This window comes from Allostigmatella hybrida (genome assembly GCF_020103775.1).
GTDB classification, from domain to species: Bacteria; Myxococcota; Myxococcia; order Myxococcales; family Myxococcaceae; genus Hyalangium; species Hyalangium aurantiaca.
Map to the genome: position 1 here is coordinate 180,230 of NZ_JAHXBH010000006.1, position 17,064 is coordinate 197,293.

Sequence of the window (17,064 nt, forward strand, 5' to 3'; positions counted from 1 at the left end):
CGGGGGGCTCAGGAGGCGGGGCTGCCCCGGCTCACGTCTCCCCAGCTTAGCCCGAAGCGGGCCAGGTACTTGCGCAGCCGGTCCGCGTCGTTGGGGCTCTGCTTGCGTTCGCGGGAGCGCGCGAACAGGCCCCGCCCCGCCTCGGACATCGACCGGGACTGACGGCACACGGCGAGCACATCCGCGAGCTGCACCCGGTCGAACCGGTCGAGTTCCGCCGCCGGGCCCGCGCCGAGCACCTCCCGCACCAGCTCCTCCGGGCCCCCCGGGCCGGTGGAGCCCGGGTGCCAGTGGGCCCGGAGCCGCTCCAGCTCCTCGTCCACGTTCTCCCGGGTGATGCGGCCGCCGGGCGCCAGCGTGGCCATGCGCAGCACCGCCGCGTTCAGGTCGCGGAAGTTGCCGCTCCACCGGGCCTCGGGAGAGGTGGCGAAGCGCAGGAAGTGCTCCTGGGCCTCGCGGTTCATCGTCACCCGGGTGTCCAGCGTCTGCGAGGCCTGGTCCAGCTCGTAGAGGAGGTTGGGGAGGATGTCCTCGGGGCGCTCGCGCAGGGCCGGCAGGCGGAACGTCCACAGGTTGATGCGCGCCAGCAGGTCCTCCCGGAAGCGCCCCTGGGCCACCTCGGTCTGGAGGTCCCGGTTCGTCCCGGCGATGAGCTGGAAGCGGCTCTCCACCTCCTTGTCCGAGCCCACGGGCAGGAAGTGCTGCTCCTCCACGGCGCGCAGGAGCATGGCCTGCTCGTCCGCCCCCAGCTCGCCAATCTCATCCAGGAAGAGGATGCCCCCGTTCGCCTGGCGCAGCAGCCCGGGCCGGTCGCTCAGGGCTCCCGTGAAGGCGCCCTTCACGTGGCCGAAGAGGGCTGACATGGCGGCATCCCCCCGGAGCGTGGCGCAGTTGAGGTCCACGAAGGGGCCGCTCACCTGCCGCCGGGCCTTCTTCAGCGCGTAGATGCGCCGCGCGAGCTGGGACTTGCCCGCCCCGGTGGGGCCGGTGATGAGCAGCGGCGCCCGGGAGCGGATGGCCACCTGTTCGATGCGCTCGATGAGCTGGTTGAACGCGGCGTTGCGCGTGTCGATGCCCGCCTTGAGGAAGGACAGCCCCTCGCGCTGCTCCTGCTGGAAGCGCGTGGCCAGCCGGTCGTGCTTGGACAGGTCCAGGTCGATGATGCTGTGCCCACCGGGGCCCCGGTCCCGGCCCGAGGGGGGCGCGGTCTGAATCAGCCGCGCGGGGAGGTGCCGGCTCTCCACCAGGAGGAACATGCAGATCTGCACGATGTGCGTCCCGGTGGTGATGTGGACGAGGTAGTCCTCCTGCTCGGGCTGGAAGGGGTAGCTCCGGGCGTAGTCGAGCAGGGCCCCGTACACCTCCTCCAGATCCCAGGGGTCCTGGATGTCCACCTCCACGCCGCGCACCTGCGTGTCCGGGGACACCTGGAGGATGTCCTCCGTCACCGTGGCGGCGAGCACCCCGGCATTCGGGGCGTGGAGGAGTTCCAGCCGGTCCACGAGCAGATCCTCCTGCTGGCACAGCGCCACCGTGGGGCGCCACCGCTCCCACCGCCGGGGCCCCTGCCCCCCGTCGAGCATCGTCCCGAGCATCCCGAGAACCACCGTCTTGCGCGCCCGTGTCTTCGCCATGCGGATAGAACTTTATCCCAGGGGATAGAGAAAAGGGGGGCTGGGGAGGCGTGCTCCCTCGGGAGCGGGGCTGGCACGGCCGCTGCTTTACCGCTTCCCGTGCCCGGCACCTGGCGCGGGCGAACAGCGGAAGGCAAGACCATGGATCGCGGCTACGAGGTGCTGTCGGAGAACGGGAAGAACCCCATCAAGGCGTGGACGGTGGGGGTGCCCTTCGAGGAGGAGGCGAAGCAGCAGCTGAAGAACCTCGCGGGCCTGCCCTTCATCCACAAGTGGGTGGCCGCGATGCCGGACGTGCACCGCGGGTTCGGCGCGACGGTGGGCTCCGTGGTGCCCACGGTGGGCGCGGTCATCCCGGCGGCGGTGGGGGTGGACATCGGCTGTGGGATGATCGCCGTGCGCACCACGCTGCGCGCGGAGCAGCTGCCGGACTCCCTGGGGGCGGTGCGCTCGGCCATCGAGGCTGCGGTGCCGCATGGCCGCACGGACAACGGGGGCCGCAATGACCGGGGGGCCTGGCAGGACGCGCCCGCGGCGCACCGCGAGGCCTGGGCGCACCTGAAGCCCGGCTATGACACCATCGTGGCGAAGCACCCGCGCCTGGGCCGGGGCCCGGAGCTGGGGCACCTGGGGACGCTGGGGACGGGAAACCACTTCATCGAGCTGTGCCTGGATGAGGCCGGGGCCGTGTGGGTGATGCTGCACAGCGGCTCGCGCGGGGTGGGAAACCGCATCGGAAGCCACTTCATCGAGCTGGCGAAGGAGGAGATGCGCCGCTTCTTCATCCACCTGCCGGACGCGGACCTGGCGTACCTGCCGGAGGAGACGGTGCACTTCCAGGACTACGTGCAGGCGGTGGAGTGGGCGCAGGAGTACGCGGCCACCAACCGGCGGCTGATGCTGGAGTCGGTGGTGCGGGCCCTCGGGGCCCCGGGCCTGCTGCCTTCCTGCGGGCTGACGGACGCGGCGGTGAACTGCCACCACAACTACGTGGCGCGGGAGCACCACTACGGGCGCAACTGCTTCGTGACGCGCAAGGGAGCGGTGCGGGCGCGCGAGGGCGACCTGGGCATCATCCCCGGAAGCATGGGGGCGCGGTCCTTCATCGTCCGGGGAAAGGGAAACGCGGAGAGCTTCCACTCGTGCAGCCACGGGGCGGGGCGGGTGATGTCGCGGGCGGAGGCCAAGCGGCACTTCTCGGTGGAGGACCATGCCCGCGCGACCGAGGGAATCGAGTGCCGCAAGGACGAGGACGTCATCGACGAGACGCCGGGGGCCTACAAGCCCATCGACGCGGTGATGGCGGCGCAGGCGGACTTGGTGGAGGTGGTGCACACGCTGCGGCAGGTGGTGTGTGTGAAGGGATGACCCGAAGGTGTCACGAGGTGACCATGCCGGGATAACGACAGCCGAGGCGCCTGCTCCCCCCGAGACTTCGGTCGCTAGGATGGGGGAGCAGGCGCCGCTACGTGGTGTGAGTGGGAGGGGTGTTCAGATGATTCGGATCGACGGTTCGAACGGGGAAGGGGGAGGGCAGGTGCTGCGCACGGCGCTGGCGCTGGCGCTGGTGACGGGAACCCCGTTCCAGATGGTGAACGTGCGGGCGAAGCGCGCCAAGCCAGGGCTGCTGCGCCAGCACCTGACGGCGGTGAAGGCGGCGGCGGAGGTAGGGGCGGCGGAGGTGGTGGGGGCGGAGCTGGGCTCGATGGAGCTGACGTTCAAGCCGCGCGCCTTGACGCCGGGCAATTACTTTTTCGCGGTGGGCACGGCGGGCAGTGCCACGCTGGTGCTGCAGACGGTGCTGCCCGCGCTGATGGTGGCCAGTGGCCCCTCCACCCTGATGCTGGAGGGCGGAACGCACAACCCGGCGGCGCCCCCGTTCGACTTCCTGGAGAAGGCATACCTGCCCCTGGTGCGGCGAATGGGGCCCCGGGTGGAGGCGGTGCTGGAGCGGCACGGCTTCTTCCCGGCCGGAGGCGGCAAGTTCCGGGTGAACGTCCACCCCGCGCCGCTCCAGCCGCTGACCCTGCTGGAGCGGGGCGGGGTGAGGCGGCGGCAAGCCACGGCGCTCTTCTCACAGCTTCCGTTCAACGTGGTGCAGCGGGAGCTGGCCACGGTGGAGCAGGTGCTGGGGTGGAGGCCGGACGAGCTGCGCGTGGAGGAGCTGAAGCGCTCTTACGGACCTGGAAACGCGCTGATGCTGGAGGTGGAGAGCGAGCACGTGACGGAGGTGTTCTCGGGCTTCGCGGAGCGGGGCGTCCGGGCGGAGACCGTGGCGGGCAAGGCGGCGGAGGCCGCGAAGCGCTACCTGGAGGCCGAGGTGCCGGTGGGAGAGCACCTGTGCGACCAGTTGTTGCTGCTGCTCGCCCTGGCCAAGGGCGGCGCCTTCCGGACCCTGCCGCTGGATGGGCATTCCCAGACACAGCTCGAAACCTTCGCGCACTTCCTGGACGTGAAGGTGAAGGTGAGCGAGGTGTCGGCCGGCGTCCGTGAGGTGGAAGTCCGTGGTTAGGGGCGCTTGAAGCAGCCGGGCCTGTGGTCATTGACGAGCCCCACCGCCTGCATCCAGGCATGGACAATCACCGGGCCCACGAACTTGAAGCCGCGCTTCTTGAGCGCGGCCGAGAGCTTCTCGGAGAGCGGAGTTTTTGCGAGGACCTCTCCCGTCGTGTTCCGCAAGGGTTTGCCGTCCACGAAGGACCAGGCGAAGGCGGAGAAATCCTCTCCCGCGTCCTGCATCGCCAGGTAGGCCCGGGCGCCGCCAATCGTCGCCTCGATCTTCGCCCGGGAGCGGATGATGCCGGGGTTTTCGAGAAGCCGCGCGACGTCCGCTTCGGTGAAGCGTGCGACGGTCCTGGGCTCGAACCCCTGGAAGGCCTCCCGGAAGGACTCGCGCCGGCGGAGGATGACGGACCAGGAGAGCCCCGCCTGGAATCCCTCCAGCATGAGGGTCTCCCACAGCTCCCGGCTGTCGCGGACGGGCACGCCCCACTCCTGGTCGTGGTAGGCGCTCATCCGTGGGTCGCTTTCGGCCCAGGGGCATCGGGGAAGGGACTTTTCAGCAGGCATGGAATGGCCTCCCGGTGGACCGCACGCTGTTCAACATGCCGGCCTGAAAGGGCGTCGGCTCCTCAACGAAGGTGAACCGCACGGCGTGGCTCCTCGCACTCCGAGGCAACATATTTTCCCTCACTGAAACGTGGATGCTGCGCTCATTCGAGCCGCGCATGGGGTCATCCGTCTGTGAGACGCCTACTGAAGCATCGAGCTGGTGGCTGGCTGGTGGTGGTCTGGATGATGGCGCTCCCGGGGCTGGCCCTTGCCGCGAAGGGCAACATCCGCAACCACCTTGTCTTGATCAAACAGTCCCTGGTCAACACCGAATACGAGCGGGCACTCGATCTCGTCCAGGTGGCGCGCCAGGAGCCTCATGGAACCGATGAGGACGCCACGCTCTCGCTCTATGAGGGGATTCTCCTGTACGAGCTGCGCCGGAGGGACGAGGGCAAGGCGGCCTTCCGCAGGGCCTTCTTGCTCAGGCCCCAGGCGGAGTTGCCGGTGCCGGTGTCACCCAAGATTCAGCAGGAGGCCGAAGCGGCCCGCAAGCAGGCCGAGGCCGAGCTGAAGGCCATGCCCAGCCCGCCGCCTCCTCCGGAGGAGGCGAGTCCAAAGCCGCGCCTCGTTCCCGAGGCCACCCCCGTCGAGGGCCCATCGGGCGAAAGCCCCTCACTGGAAGGCTCCTCCTCCTCCCGGCTTCGCCAGCGCGCGTGGATTCCCGCCGTCGCGGGGGGCGCGTTGGTGGTGGCGGGGGGCATCACCTGGGGAATGTCCCGCTCGGAACTGAACAAGCTGCGCGATGGCGACCCGGACCTCACGAGCCCGGAGGACGTCAATTCCACGGGGAGTCGCGGCCGGACGCTCCAAACAGTGGGGGTGAGCTTGCTGGGCGTGGGGGCCGCGGGTCTTGCCACGGCGGCCACCATGTACCTGCTGGGGGATTCGGGGCGCCCAACGGTGTCCCTGGGCGTAGGCCCGGACGGCACGGCTGCCGCGTTCGTGTACGGGAGGTGGCCGTGAAGCGCGGGACTGGGGCTTTGCGCTCCGTGTTGCTGACCTGGGTGGGGCTTCTTGCCTCGTGGGGATGCGCGGACTTCCAGAAGGAAGAAACCACGTACTGCCAGAACAACCCCACCATATGCGGGGAGGAACTCATCGCCGTCCGGCAGGTATCCTCGCGGGAACAGCACACCTTGGCGGTGGGAACTGATGGCCGCGTTTGGGCTTGGGGACAGAACACCACGGCTCAACTGGGCGATGGAACGGTCACGGATCGCACGAGGCCCACGAAGCTCCAGGGCCTGAGTGGGATTGAGGCCGTGTCGGCGGGCTATGGGCACTCGCTCGCCAGAGGGGGAGGGAAAGTCTGGAGATGGGGACAAATCGGCTCGGGACCGCGCCGGATGACCCCAGAGGAGGTTCCGGGACTGGACGACGTCACCGCCATCGCCGCGGGCAACATTCATTCGCTGGTCAGGCACCAGTCAGGGGCGGTTTCGTTCTGGGGCATCGACGGTGCGAATCAGGAAATCGACACCCCCACGGGAGTGACGGGACTGCCGTACGTCGAGGCCATCGCCGCAGGCGGCGCTCACTCGTTGGCCTTGGATGCCAATGGTGACGTTTGGGCCTGGGGGGATAACAGCAAGTTCCAGCTGGGTAGGGATGATGTGGAAGTGAGCCTGATGCCCCGGAAGGTGCTTGGGTTGACGAAAATCAAAGCCATTGCCGCAGGCTTCAACCATTCGCTCGCGCTGGACGCTGAGAACAAGGTCTGGGCGTGGGGGGACAACACGGAGGGCCAGCTGGGCGATGGTTCCAAGGGAAACGCCCGTGCATCGCCCAAGCAGATTGACCAGTTGGAAAACATCGAGGAGCTGGCCGCGGGTCCTTCTCATTCCCTGGCACGCAACAGGAACAACGAACTCATGGCTTGGGGGCAGAACTCAGCAGGGCAACTGGGGATCATTGACCTGTCAACCGAGGAGCAACTCACTCCTGGGAAGGTTGCCTTGCTCACCAATGCCAAGGCCATTGCTGCCGGCCGGTCCCGTTCGCTGGCTGTGCTCAGCAACGGATGCTTGTATGCCTGGGGCTCGAACCAGGATGGCCGGCTTGGCGTTGACGAGAGGGTGATCGAGAAGCTCGTCTCGCTGCCGCCAAATCTGAGAGTGGAGGGGATCATTCCCATCCCCGCCCCGATTTCGATCTCCTGTGAGCTGTTGTCCGGCGGGCTTTGAGCGAGGCGCCCTCTGGCGCTACGGCGGGAAGGAGAGACGGGAGCGCTTTCCGGACTCGATCGTGACCTGTTTGATCACCGTCTTGGACAGGTCAGGAATGACGAGCGTCATGGTGTAGGAGCCGGCCGGCAACTCAAGCTCCTCGTCCAGGGGCGTCGCCCCCTGCTTCTTCCCGTCCACGTAAACGATGGCGTAGGGCTGGGAGCGCACTTCCAGGGTCCCCAGGGCCGCTGCTGGCCGCTTGGTCTTGGCGGGGCGCGCGATGCGCTTCCGGGCGGGCGGTGAGGCCGCAGCGAGAGGCGATGTCTGGGGCTCGGAAGGGGCGGGCTCCGCGGCGGGAGCGGGGGCTTCCGGCAGAGGCGCCGCCACCGGAGGGGCTTGGGTCAGCGGCTGCGGAGGAGGAGGGATGATCGGCTCCGCGGCTGGGGTGGCCCCGGCGGACGCCATGGGCGGGGAGGCAGTGTCTGTCCCAGGCGCGTCCTGCTGGAAGCGCACCAGTCCGAGCCCTGCCGCGAGCAGGACGCCGCCCACCAGGGCAGGCCACTTCCAGGCCGGGATACCCCACCTGGGGCGCGCCCGGGACCGTTCACGGGGCTCGGTCCGGCCGGTCACCGGAGACGGAAGGGTGAGGGACAGATCCTGGGTCGCCGCCGTGTGCTCGGGAAAGGTCGCGCCCTCCAGCCCGGCGCCTCTCCCCGGCGTGGGCAGGGTCTTGGAGCGCGTATCCACGGGGGTTCTTTCCCGGGCCGGTAAGGGGACGGGGCTGGGAATGACCCCCGGCGCGAGGTTCAACGCGGGGAAGCCGGTGCCGGAGGTGGCGCGCTGGATGAGCTGGGCGACCTGCTGGCCCGTCACGGGCCGGCCCCCGGAGAGGATGAAGTCTTCCAGGTCCGCCTGGAACGAGTGGCAGTCCGGATACCGCTGATCCCGGTCCTTGGCGATGGCCCGGGCGAGGATGCGCTGCAGGGCCACGGGCAGGTCCGGCCGGTGTTGCACTGCGGGCGTGGGAGTCTCGTAGAGGATGGCGTGCATCAGCGCGACATCCGAGGGGGCGCTATAGGGCTTGCGGAACGTGAGCAGCTCGTAGAGCACCACCCCCAGCGCATACACATCCACCCGCCGGTCCAGGTTCTTGGCGCGCAACTGCTCGGGCGGCATGTACGAGAGCTTGCCCTTGATGACGCCGCTCTCGGTCTTGTGCGTCTGGCCCGTCGCCTTGGCGATGCCGAAGTCCACCACCTTCACCGAGCCCTGGCGGGACAGCAGCAGGTTGTCGGGGCTGACGTCCCGGTGGATGAGCGCCAGGGGCTGCTCGGTCGCGGGGTCCACGAAGTCGTGGGCGAACGCCAACCCTTCACAGGCCTGGGAGACGAGCCGCGCGCACACCAGCGGGTCCAGGGGCAGATTCTGGGCCGCGGCGCGCTTGATGAGCGTGCGGAGGCTGGGGCCATCGATGTACTCCATGGCCAGGAAGTACGCGCCGCCGGCCTCTCCGAAGTCGAAGATCTGAACGATGTGCGTATGGGAGAGCTGGGCGGCCAGCATGGCCTCGGAGAGGAACATCTCCACGAAGGAGGGCTCCTGGGCCAGGTGCGGCAGGATGCACTTCACCACCAGGGTTTTCTCGAACCCCCGGGGGCCCGCGGCCTTGGCCAGATACACCTCCGCCATGCCTCCCGTGGCGAGCTTCCGGATGAGCTGATACTTGCCGACCTGCTGCGTCACGCGCCGTCTCCCTCCGCGCACCGTTCCGCCCCCGGCTTCCTGGGGACGCATGGTTGGGCCCCGTTAGAAGCGCTGCGGGGGGGAGACGTATTCCACGTATGGGAAGGCAAGCCTGCGCGGGGCTGCCGGGAGTCCCGCAGAGGGGACGGCCAGGCAGGCCCCGCGAGGCTTGGCCCGCTTAGTTCTGCGGGCAGAAGACGATGTCGAAGTCCTCGCCGTTGCACGCCGCCATGACCGAGTCATCGCCGGACCACGAGTAGGACTGCGAGCAGGCCGCGTCGAAGTACCGCGCCACCACGCTGTTGGGGTTGTCGCGGTCGCGGCTCACGCAGGAGATGACCTTGCCGGCGGCGTTGCGGAACTGGCCCTCGGGGGGGCAGTTCGCGATCATGTCCATGGGGCAGCTGCGCGTCTGGCCCGCGCAGGTGTTTCCACCCGGCAGGTTATAGGGGACGATCTTCAGGGGCAGGTTGTGGGCATCCACGTGGCTGAGGTTGAACCAGTCCCAGCTCCGGTGCTCGTAGAACACCTCGTTGAAGCCAAACTCCGCCAGCGAGTGCTTCTCGAAGCCCGGGTCCTCGCCCTTGCGGAAGCCCCAGTAGCGCTTCGTCAGCATCATCTCCGTGGTGGAGCCGATGGTCCGGCACTCTTCCTTGCCGGAGCCCAGCAGTCCGCCCGTGATGTTGTTGCCGGCGAAGTTCACCTCGAAGGAGCACTGGTTGATGAAGCGCAGGGTGGTCTTCCCGTCACCCGAGACGGCGCAGTTGCCCGTGGGGGGCGGCGTGGTGCCGCCGCTCACCTTGTCGAAGGTGAAGAGCTGGTTGTTGGTCCCGGTATAGGGGTACTGCACGTAGACCGTCCCGTTGTCGGGCTTCCCCCAGGACAGATCGATGACCATGTCCGTGTGGCGGGCATGGACGCTGAACCGGCTGCTGCCGCGGTCCACGAACTTGAACTGCTGGTTGTTGGCGCCGACGTAGGACCACTGGTGGAGCTCGGCGTTCTGCGCGGTGCTCGCATCCTTGATGTCGAGCGCCTTGCCGCTGTTGACGTTGAGGATCTTCCAGTATCCGCCCGACGTCGGGGAGATGCGGAACTTCTGCGCGTTGCTGCCGTTGCAGTCCCACTGCTGCACCTTGGTTCCGTCTGCGGTGCCCGACGCGGCGATGTCGATACACTTGCCGGTCATCACGGAGCGGATGACATAGTCGCCCTCCGTGATGCTCGACACGATGGCCTCGCCCTGAAGCTGTCCGGTCTCCTCGGCGGTCTCCAGCTCCTGGGTGCTGCATCCACTCAGTCCCGCCACGACGCCCAGCAGGGACAGGCCACGGTACACACTCATCTTCGACACAATTCGCTCCTGACGATGGGGTGATGAGAGGGGGGGCTTGCCCACCCCTTTCCCGGTGCGCGCCAGAAGCAATTCGTATGCCGCTTCCGGTTTTTCAGTGGATGTCGTGTTTTTACCGTATTTCTGGGTGAAGGGCTCTGAGAAGTGGTGACCGCAGCCACCACCCTGGGGACGGCTGTCATCACCCTGGGTCCGTGCGAACACCCCTGGGGCAAGATGACTCGCCTCCTTGGGCTCGCACCGGGCCTCCAAGCCATCTCCTTTCCTCCTGGGGAGATTCGGCCGCGCGCTGCCGTGCCGAGCTTGAGTCCTGGGGCCCCCGGGCCCTGCGATTGACGAGGGAGACAGCGCCATGGCCGGCAATAACCCGAAGGACACGCCCCGGGGCATCGGGGATGACTCGCAAGCAGGCATGAACCCACGAGAGAACTTCCAGCCTCGCAACCGGGGCCAGGTCGAGGACGCACTGGACCGGGGGGCCGCGCAGGTCAGCCGCCAGCTCGCGGCCGAGGACGAGGCCGTCAACCCCGGGCCCCACCAGCAGACCCCGTGGGAGGCCCGCGTGGAGCGGGGCGAGGAGTGGATCGAGGAGCAGGTGCCCGAGCGCGAAGCCCGGGGGGACGAGGAGCCTGACTCGGAGGTCTCCCGCCGGGGGCTGGTGAACCCGCCTCCCGAGGAATAGGCGGGAGCCGTTCCCATCGTCGCGACGGGGAACACGGGGTAGGGTGGCGGGCGTGTCCGCCGCGCCCCCGCTTGCCTTCGACGACGCGCTCGCCCAGGCGTGTGAGGAGTTTCAACTCCCCAGCCATTACTGGGCGTGCGTCCGCCCGTTGATTCGAGAGCCGGAAGGCCGCTGGCCCGGCTGTTGTGGCGGGTTGTGTGAGCCGTGTGCCGGGCTGCTCGTGCGGATCGCGGCGCGCACCCTGGAGCTGATGGGGACGCCCCGGCAGGCCCCTTTGCCCCCGTGAGGGGTGCTTACTTCCGGGGCGCCACGCGCCAGAGCGTGTTGCTCGAGTCGTCCGCCACCAGCAGGGCCCCATCGGGCAGGACGGCGATGCCCACGGGCCGGCCATGCACCTCCGCCTTCTCGCGGTTGGCGATGAAGCCCGTCAGGAAGTCCTCGGGCTCGCCGCTGGGCTTGCCATTCTGGAAGGGAACGAAGACGACCTTGTAGCCGGAGAGCTCCGAGCGGTTCCAGGAGCCGTGCTGGCCGATGAAGGCCCCGCCCTGGTACTTCGCCGGGAAGGCCTTCTGGTCATAGAAGGCCAGGCCGAGCGACGCGGTGTGCGAGCCCAGCGGCACCTCCGGAACCCGCGTCTTGTTCACCAACGCGGGCTGCTCCCCCGCATGCCGGGGATCCTCGTTGGCGCCGAAGTAGGCATAGGGCCAGCCGTAGAAGCCGCCGTCCTGAACGCGGGTCAGGTAGTCCGGAACGAGGTCGTCGCCGAGGTTGTCCCGCTCGTTGACCACGGTCCACAGGGTTTGCGTGCCAGGCGCCCAGCCCATGCCCACGGGGTTGCGCAGGCCGCTGGCGAAGATGCGCTCCTGGCTGCCGTCGGGGTGAATCTCCAGGATGTTCGCGCGGCGCTTCTCCTCGTCCATGCCGTGCTCGCCAATGTTGCTGGCCGAGCCCACCGAGACATAGATTCGCGAGCCGTCTGTGTTTGCCAGCAGGTTGCGCGTCCAGTGGTTGTTATAGCCACCCGCGGGCAGGCTGAGGATCTTCTCGCCCCGGACCCGCAGGGTGGTCTCCCCTGTCTTGTAAGGGTATCGCCAGACGCCATCCGTGTTGGCGACATAGAACTGCCCATTCAAGAGCAACATGCCCAGCGGCTGGCGCAGCCCGGAGAGAAACACCTCCCGCACCTCGGGCTTCCCGTCGCCGTTCGCGTCCCGGAGCAGCGTGATTTGATTCGCGCTGTTGCCCAGGTTCTGGGATTGGGCTTTTCCGGACGCCTCCGCCTCTTTCTTGTCCTCGTCGTCCTTGTATTCAGAGCTGGCCTCCGCGACCAGGATGTCTTGGTTGGGTAGGACGTAGATCCAACGCGGGTTGCGCAGGCCGTCCGCGAACCGGCTCACCTGGAAGCCGTCGGGCGCCACGGGCGTCTGTCCTTCCGCCCAGCCGATGACCTTGCTGTATCGCTTCACGTCATGGCTGGGGTCGGGCGCCGGGAGCGAGGGCGCGCCGGCCGCCGGGGGCTCGGTGGGAGGCGCAGGGGATGGCGCGGGCGCGTGGGCACACGCCGCCAGACAGAGGGCTGCCGGAACAACGAACAGGGCTTTCTGAACCATGGGCACCAGGGCTCTCCTTTGGCGCGGGAGCATGGCCCAGGGCCTCCTGGCGCCCCGAGGCGCGGGTGAGGGGGTGTCCAGTTCCGGGCAAGAACCCCCGGTCCTTCCATCATCCGAGAGATGTGCGCCTACGTGCGTCTATCGGCGCATAAGGGGGCAAGGGATAGCAGGGATAATAGAAATGTTGCTTATTTTTGTAATTATGGGGTTTCATACGCTTCCGGGGCGGCGCCAGAGGGCCCGCAGTCAGGGCCTATCCACACCCACCTGCCATCCCAGGAAACCACCCAAAGAGGGGTCCCCCACCTCATGTCTCGTCTATCCCCCAAGGTTGCATTGATCGGAACGATGGCGTCGCTGGGCCTGTCCGGCCCGGCGCAGGCGCGCATCGCCTATGAGCGAGAAATCGTCATGGATGACGGCTCCACGGTGTACGGGGATCCGTACACAGTGGTGCAGATCAACAACGAGATGAACCAGGCGCTGTATCAGGACTGCATCGGCGTCTGCACCACGGGCATGGAGTCCGGAGATCCGGATCTGCACGTCTTCAACGACGAGGGCCAGACGCCGGATGCGGACCTCGCCACGGAGCCTCCGGGCGTCCAGGTGGACCCCAACGCGACCAGCCCCGGCAACCAGCCGTTCAGCAAGGCGTTCCACAAGGACGACGGCTTCGGCAACAGCACGTTCGGCGCGGGCTACGTCATCGACGCGTCCCTCAACGGCCTGCCGGCCACGGCCAGCGCGGGCGCGAAGCTCGACGCGGTGGCCGAGGGCAAGGTCTGGGGCAAGGTGTTCGGCTCCGCGCAGACGGAGCTGCTGCGCGCCCGGGCCTCGGGCACCGCCCAGCAGAACGCCTTCGTGGGCGCCAATGTCAAAGTGTACGTGATGGGCTCGCAGATCTACTCGAAGGATCTGCTCTCGGGCACGTTGTACGAGGACCAGCTCTTCAACCGCACGTTCAAGTCGGCGAGCAAGAGCTTCCCCATCATGTTCGTCCCGGTGACGGTGACGGCGTCGCTCAACGGCAACGCGGGCATCAAGGTCACCGGCTCCATGGCCCCCACCGTGGCGAAGCTCATCGCCACGCCCAAGGGCAACGTCTACGTGGCCGCGAGCGCGGCGGTGGGCATCTCCGTGGCGAGCCTGGGCGTGGAGGGCAGCCTGACGCTCATCGGCGCGAGCCTGCCGGTCACCGCGCAGCTGGTGTCCACCGGCTGCAGCTCCATGGACTGGAACCTCAAGTCGGACTTCACCGTCAACACCCTGTCCGGCAAGTTGAAGGCGTTCATCAAGATCAAGCTCTTCTTCATCAAGAAGAAGTTCTCGCTCACCATCGCCAAGTGGAGCGGCGTGACGAAGAGCTGGACGCTCTACAACGCCACCAGCTCGGTGCCGCTCAACTTCACCTGCTCGTACGGGGCTCCGGTGGGTGGCACGGGCTCGCTGGATGGCACGGGCGGTGGGGGAGACACGGGCGGTGGCGGCGGTGGTGGTGGCGGCGGCTGGGGTGGCGGCGGAGGAAGCTGCCTGCGGGCCCCCACGGACCAGAGCGTGGACAGCCTCTACTATCTGCCCGATATGCCTTGCCAGATGGAGTAGGCGGTAGGCCCTTCACGGTGGCGGAGAGCTTCCGCCACCGTGGTTTTCCTTTCGGAGTTCCGAGGTTCTTTCGTGTTCGACCGCCGTTGGCTCGTGCCCTCCCTCTCCGCGGTCCTGCTCCTGGGCTCCGGTGTCTATTGGACCCTGGCGAAGGAGTCCGCCCCCGCGGAGCCTCCGGCCGCTCCGGCCGCGGTGACGGCGCCTCTGGCCGCTCCGGCGCAGCAGGAGGCAGGGGCCGTTTCCAGCGAGGGGCGTGTCCGGACCTGGTCCGCGGGCACCCAGTTCGTCTACACCCTCTCCGCCGAGCAGAAGGTCACCTTCGGCCAGCAAGGCGCGAGCACCTCGCCCTCGTTGCACCTGACGCTGGACGGAGAGCTGTCCATGGCGGTGGTGGGCGGCCAGGGGGACCGTCTGGAGGCGCAGTTCCAGCTCCGCTCGAACCGGCTCACCTTCGAGGCGGAAGGCCAGGACGCGCTCGATGCGAAGTCACGCCCGCTGATGCTGGCCCACCTGCAGGCGCCTTTCTACGTGACGTTCAACCGTCAGGGCGCGGCGCTGCTGGGGCACTTCGAGCGGAACCTGGATCCGGTGACGCAGAACTTCCTGCGCACGCTGGTGGCCTCCACCCAGTTCGTCACGCCCAACGTGCCCAAGGAGGCGTGGCCGGCGCAGGAGCTGGATGTCACCGGGCTGTACGCCGCCCAGTACCGGCAGGTGCCGGGCGCGCGGAAGTACGAGAAGACCAAGGAGCGCTACCTCCGGATGGCTTCGCCCAGCGGGCTGCAGAACCTGGACGCCAGTGTGCGCATCACCGTGGATGCCTCGGCCTCGTTCCTCCTGGGCGAGGAGGGCTGGCCCGAGTCGGTCTCGAGCCGGGAGCAGGTGTCGGTCAGCTCCGGTGAGGGGCTGCCCACGGTGCGGGGCGAGGGGCAGGTGCAGCTCACCCGGACGGCGGTGCGCAGTGTGCCGTTGCTCATTGGCTCGCTGGAGGCGCGGCGGCAGCAACTGGCCACCGCCTCGCTGGCCACCCAGGTGTTTGCGCCCGAGGACCCCCAGGCGGAGCTGCGGCGCCTCGTGGGCGGCGCGCAGCTGGCGGATCTCGTCGGGGACCTGCGCAAGCTGCCCCCGGGCGAGAACGAGCGGGGGCAGGCGACCTCTCAGCTCATGAACCGGATGCGCGCCCTCTTCACGCTGGAGCCCGGGGCGGCCGCCCAGGTGCCCGCGCTCCTGCGGGGCGAGAAGGAGCGCAACACGTACAGCAGCCTCATCGGCTCGCTCTCCGCGGCCAGCACGCCGGAGGCCGTGCAGGCCCTGGGGCAGGTGGTGCTGGATGAGCAGCTGCCCACCGCGGTCCGGGTGGATGCCGCGGCGGGGCTGGGCGTGGTGGAGAAGCCCACGCAGGAGGGGCTCACGGCGCTGCGCCAGCTCGCCCAGAGCGGTGAAGAGGACTTGCGGAGCACGGCCACGCTCGCGTTGGGCAACGCCGCACGGAACCTGGAGACGCAGAAGGATCCCTCGGCGGACACGCTGCTGCGCGAGCTGAAGGACGCGGTGGCCACCGCGCCCACCCCCGAGGCGCGGGCCCTCCAGCTCCGGGCCCTGGCCAACAGCGCGCACCCGCTCGCGCTGCCCACCATCCAGGAGGCGCTGAGAGATGCCTCCGCCGTGGTGCGCGAGGCCGCCGTGGAGGCGCTGCGCCTCATCCCGGGCCCCGCCGCCGATCAGATGCTGGCCGCGAGCATGCTGGAGGATCCCGTTCCCGAGGTGCGCCGCGCGGCCATCTTCGCCAGCAGCTTCCGGCCCCTACCGCCCCTGATGCCCGCCCTGGAGCGCACCCTGCGCACCGACACCGTGGGCGCGGTGCGCATCGAGGTGGTGCGCTTGCTGGGCTCGAACCTCCTGAATCTGCCCAGCGCCGGGCCCTTGCTGTCCTGGGCGGGCCAGAATGATCCCAACGGAGATGTCCGCCATACGGCGCTGGCCTTCCTCGCGCGCCAGACGCCGCCCCCGCCGCGTCCTTAGCGGACGTCAAGGCGCTGGTGGAGATAGGTTCACGCTCATGGAAACGCGTTCCGTACAGCCCTTGATGATCCTCGTTGCTGGCCCCTACCGGTCCGGAACGAACGATGAGCCCGCGAAGATTCACGCCAACGTCCAGGCGATGACGGAGGTGGCCCTGAAGCTCTACCGGGCGGGCCACCTGCCGGTGCTGGGCGAGTGGTTCGCGCTGCCGCTGGTGGAAGCGGCGGGCTCTCAGCGGATGGGAGATGAGATCTTCAACGAGATCTTCCACCCCATCGCGCACCGGCTCCTGCCCAAGTGTGATGCGTGCCTGCGCATTGGCGGACCCTCGCAGGGCGCGGACGACATGGTGCGGACCGCGCGGGCCCTGGGCAAGCAGGTCTTCTCCCGGCTGGAGGACGTGCCGGGCTGTGGTTGAGCGGCCCGAGGGCAGCGCTCAGAACATGCGCGAGCCGATGCCCAGCCGGATCTGGTAGGCCAGGCGCGTGTTCCAGTCGTGGCGGTCTTCCCGGAAGTGCTCCAGGCCGATCTGCCCGGAGAGCAGCAGCGTCACGCCCTGGCCGAGGTAGATTTCCGGTCCCCCGCCCACCAGCGTTTGAATGCGCCAGGCCCCCGTGGGGCTCAGGCCGATGTCGATGGGCACGTCCACCAGCCCCATCAGGACCACCGTCTCCCCGGCGCGCCAACCCGACACCAGGCCCGGAGACAGCCGCAGCAACACCCCGCCGAAGTTCTCCTCGTCCAGGTAGTCGGTGCCCGAGTTGAGCACCAGCCCCAGGCTCAGCGTGGGGGCCAGGGCCGCCGTCTCCGAGGCCAGCACCTGCCGGCGCGCGCCCACCTCGAAGATGCCGGCCAGCCGGAAGTAGTCCAGCTTCGCCTTCGCCTCCAGCTCCAGCCCCTCCAGCCCCTGGCGGAAGCCCGCCCCCATTTCGGGGACGCCTACATACCCATACAGTGAGGTCATCCCCTCGGGCATCGTCACGGGGGCCACCACGGCACCGAAGGACCACCGCTCGGAACGGGGGGACGACCGTTCCTGCGCGAGGGCGGGAGTCGACAGGACCAGGAGGAGCAGAAACCGGAAGGCGGGGTGCGTCATACGGCCCCACCATACGCCGCACATCGCTCGCGTCGA

At 68.5% G+C, this 17,064-nt stretch carries 15 protein-coding genes; 9 read left to right on the forward strand and 6 right to left on the reverse strand.

The features are described 5' to 3' along the window. Window positions 1-8: 8 nt before the first annotated feature. Window positions 9-1,634, reverse strand: a complete 1,626-nt coding sequence (rtcR, locus tag KY661_RS13315; RefSeq protein ID WP_225410552.1) for an RNA repair transcriptional activator RtcR — start codon at window positions 1,632-1,634, stop codon at window positions 9-11. Between the two features lie 141 nt (window positions 1,635-1,775). Here rtcR and KY661_RS13320 point away from each other — a divergent pair, with 141 nt between their 5' ends. Together KY661_RS13320 and rtcA are read left to right on the forward strand one after the other, a co-directional pair. Continuing rightward, the gene (locus KY661_RS13320; RefSeq protein ID WP_225410553.1) at window positions 1,776-3,002 is read left to right on the forward strand and encodes an RtcB family protein; all 1,227 of its coding nucleotides are present in this window, start codon (window positions 1,776-1,778) and stop codon (window positions 3,000-3,002) included. A gap of 127 nt (window positions 3,003-3,129) precedes the next feature. Then, complete coding sequence (gene rtcA, locus KY661_RS13325; protein ID WP_225410554.1) at window positions 3,130-4,146, forward strand: RNA 3'-terminal phosphate cyclase; 1,017 nt, start codon at window positions 3,130-3,132, stop codon at window positions 4,144-4,146. Here the strand turns inward: rtcA and KY661_RS13330 are convergent. Next, a complete protein-coding gene (locus tag KY661_RS13330) occupies window positions 4,143-4,703 on the reverse strand; it encodes a DNA-3-methyladenine glycosylase I (protein WP_225410555.1) in 561 nt (186 codons plus the stop codon). The genes rtcA and KY661_RS13330 overlap by 4 nt on opposite strands. A 174-nt stretch (window positions 4,704-4,877) precedes the next feature. Here KY661_RS13330 and KY661_RS13335 point away from each other — a divergent pair, with 174 nt between their 5' ends. Both KY661_RS13335 and KY661_RS13340 read left to right on the forward strand, forming a co-directional pair. Then, window positions 4,878-5,711 carry a hypothetical protein gene (locus tag KY661_RS13335; protein WP_225410556.1) on the forward strand — a complete coding sequence of 278 codons (834 nt, stop codon included), beginning with the start codon at window positions 4,878-4,880 and terminating at the stop codon, window positions 5,709-5,711. Continuing rightward, entirely contained in the window at window positions 5,708-6,931 is a 1,224-nt protein-coding gene (locus KY661_RS13340) for an RCC1 domain-containing protein (RefSeq protein WP_225410557.1), read from the forward strand. The genes KY661_RS13335 and KY661_RS13340 overlap by 4 nt, the downstream gene beginning before the upstream one ends. 18 nt (window positions 6,932-6,949) lie before the next feature. Here the strand turns inward: KY661_RS13340 and KY661_RS13345 are convergent, their stop codons facing one another. Both KY661_RS13345 and KY661_RS13350 read right to left on the reverse strand, forming a co-directional pair. Then, window positions 6,950-8,602 carry a protein kinase domain-containing protein gene (locus tag KY661_RS13345; RefSeq protein WP_398577189.1) on the reverse strand — a complete coding sequence of 551 codons (1,653 nt, stop codon included), beginning with the start codon at window positions 8,600-8,602 and terminating at the stop codon, window positions 6,950-6,952. 232 nt (window positions 8,603-8,834) lie between these two features. After that, on the reverse strand, window positions 8,835-10,001 hold the full coding sequence (locus KY661_RS13350) for an RICIN domain-containing protein (protein WP_263436974.1): 1,167 nt from the start codon (window positions 9,999-10,001) through the stop codon (window positions 8,835-8,837). A 361-nt stretch (window positions 10,002-10,362) separates the two neighbouring features. Here KY661_RS13350 and KY661_RS13355 point away from each other — a divergent pair, with 361 nt between their 5' ends. After that, window positions 10,363-10,692, forward strand: a complete 330-nt coding sequence (locus KY661_RS13355; protein ID WP_225410560.1) for a hypothetical protein — start codon at window positions 10,363-10,365, stop codon at window positions 10,690-10,692. A 52-nt stretch (window positions 10,693-10,744) separates the two neighbouring features. Continuing rightward, window positions 10,745-10,978: a hypothetical protein gene (locus KY661_RS13360; RefSeq protein WP_225410561.1), complete on the forward strand. Its 234-nt coding sequence runs from the start codon at window positions 10,745-10,747 to the stop codon at window positions 10,976-10,978. Between the two features lie 7 nt (window positions 10,979-10,985). Here KY661_RS13360 and KY661_RS13365 read toward each other — a convergent pair whose 3' ends face one another. Further along, the gene (locus tag KY661_RS13365; protein WP_225410562.1) at window positions 10,986-12,302 is read right to left on the reverse strand and encodes a PQQ-dependent sugar dehydrogenase; all 1,317 of its coding nucleotides are present in this window, start codon (window positions 12,300-12,302) and stop codon (window positions 10,986-10,988) included. Between the two features lie 309 nt (window positions 12,303-12,611). Between KY661_RS13365 and KY661_RS13370 the strand changes: the two genes are divergently transcribed. The 3 genes from KY661_RS13370 (at window position 12,612) to KY661_RS13380 (ending at window position 16,347) form a co-directional block, all read left to right on the forward strand. After that, window positions 12,612-13,907 carry a hypothetical protein gene (locus tag KY661_RS13370; RefSeq protein ID WP_225410563.1) on the forward strand — a complete coding sequence of 432 codons (1,296 nt, stop codon included), beginning with the start codon at window positions 12,612-12,614 and terminating at the stop codon, window positions 13,905-13,907. 72 nt (window positions 13,908-13,979) lie between these two features. After that, entirely contained in the window at window positions 13,980-15,929 is a 1,950-nt protein-coding gene (locus tag KY661_RS13375; RefSeq protein WP_225410564.1) for a HEAT repeat domain-containing protein, read from the forward strand. 37 nt (window positions 15,930-15,966) lie between these two features. Then, window positions 15,967-16,347: a DUF4406 domain-containing protein gene (locus KY661_RS13380; protein ID WP_225410565.1), complete on the forward strand. Its 381-nt coding sequence runs from the start codon at window positions 15,967-15,969 to the stop codon at window positions 16,345-16,347. 18 nt (window positions 16,348-16,365) lie between these two features. On the opposite strand, the gene KY661_RS13385 is transcribed toward KY661_RS13380, so the two are convergent. Further along, entirely contained in the window at window positions 16,366-17,028 is a 663-nt protein-coding gene (locus KY661_RS13385) for a hypothetical protein (RefSeq protein ID WP_225410566.1), read from the reverse strand. Between the last annotated feature and the right edge of the window lie 36 nt (window positions 17,029-17,064).

What these genes read in the sequence shown, in the direction of transcription:
- KY661_RS13330 (WP_225410555.1), bottom strand. Translation starts at nt 4,703, where the DNA reads ATGCCTGCTGAAAAGTCCCTTCCCCGATGCCCCTGGGCCGAAAGCGAC.
- KY661_RS13355 (WP_225410560.1), top strand. Translation starts at nt 10,363, where the DNA reads ATGGCCGGCAATAACCCGAAGGACACGCCCCGGGGCATCGGGGATGAC.
- KY661_RS13370 (WP_225410563.1), top strand. Translation starts at nt 12,612, where the DNA reads ATGTCTCGTCTATCCCCCAAGGTTGCATTGATCGGAACGATGGCGTCG.
- rtcR (WP_225410552.1), bottom strand. Translation starts at nt 1,634, where the DNA reads ATGGCGAAGACACGGGCGCGCAAGACGGTGGTTCTCGGGATGCTCGGG.
- KY661_RS13350 (WP_263436974.1), bottom strand. Translation starts at nt 10,001, where the DNA reads ATGAGTGTGTACCGTGGCCTGTCCCTGCTGGGCGTCGTGGCGGGACTG.
- KY661_RS13320 (WP_225410553.1), top strand. Translation starts at nt 1,776, where the DNA reads ATGGATCGCGGCTACGAGGTGCTGTCGGAGAACGGGAAGAACCCCATC.
- rtcA (WP_225410554.1), top strand. Translation starts at nt 3,130, where the DNA reads ATGATTCGGATCGACGGTTCGAACGGGGAAGGGGGAGGGCAGGTGCTG.
- KY661_RS13380 (WP_225410565.1), top strand. Translation starts at nt 15,967, where the DNA reads ATGGAAACGCGTTCCGTACAGCCCTTGATGATCCTCGTTGCTGGCCCC.
- KY661_RS13345 (WP_398577189.1), bottom strand. Translation starts at nt 8,602, where the DNA reads ATGGCGGAGGTGTATCTGGCCAAGGCCGCGGGCCCCCGGGGGTTCGAG.
- KY661_RS13365 (WP_225410562.1), bottom strand. Translation starts at nt 12,302, where the DNA reads ATGGTTCAGAAAGCCCTGTTCGTTGTTCCGGCAGCCCTCTGTCTGGCG.
- KY661_RS13385 (WP_225410566.1), bottom strand. Translation starts at nt 17,028, where the DNA reads ATGACGCACCCCGCCTTCCGGTTTCTGCTCCTCCTGGTCCTGTCGACT.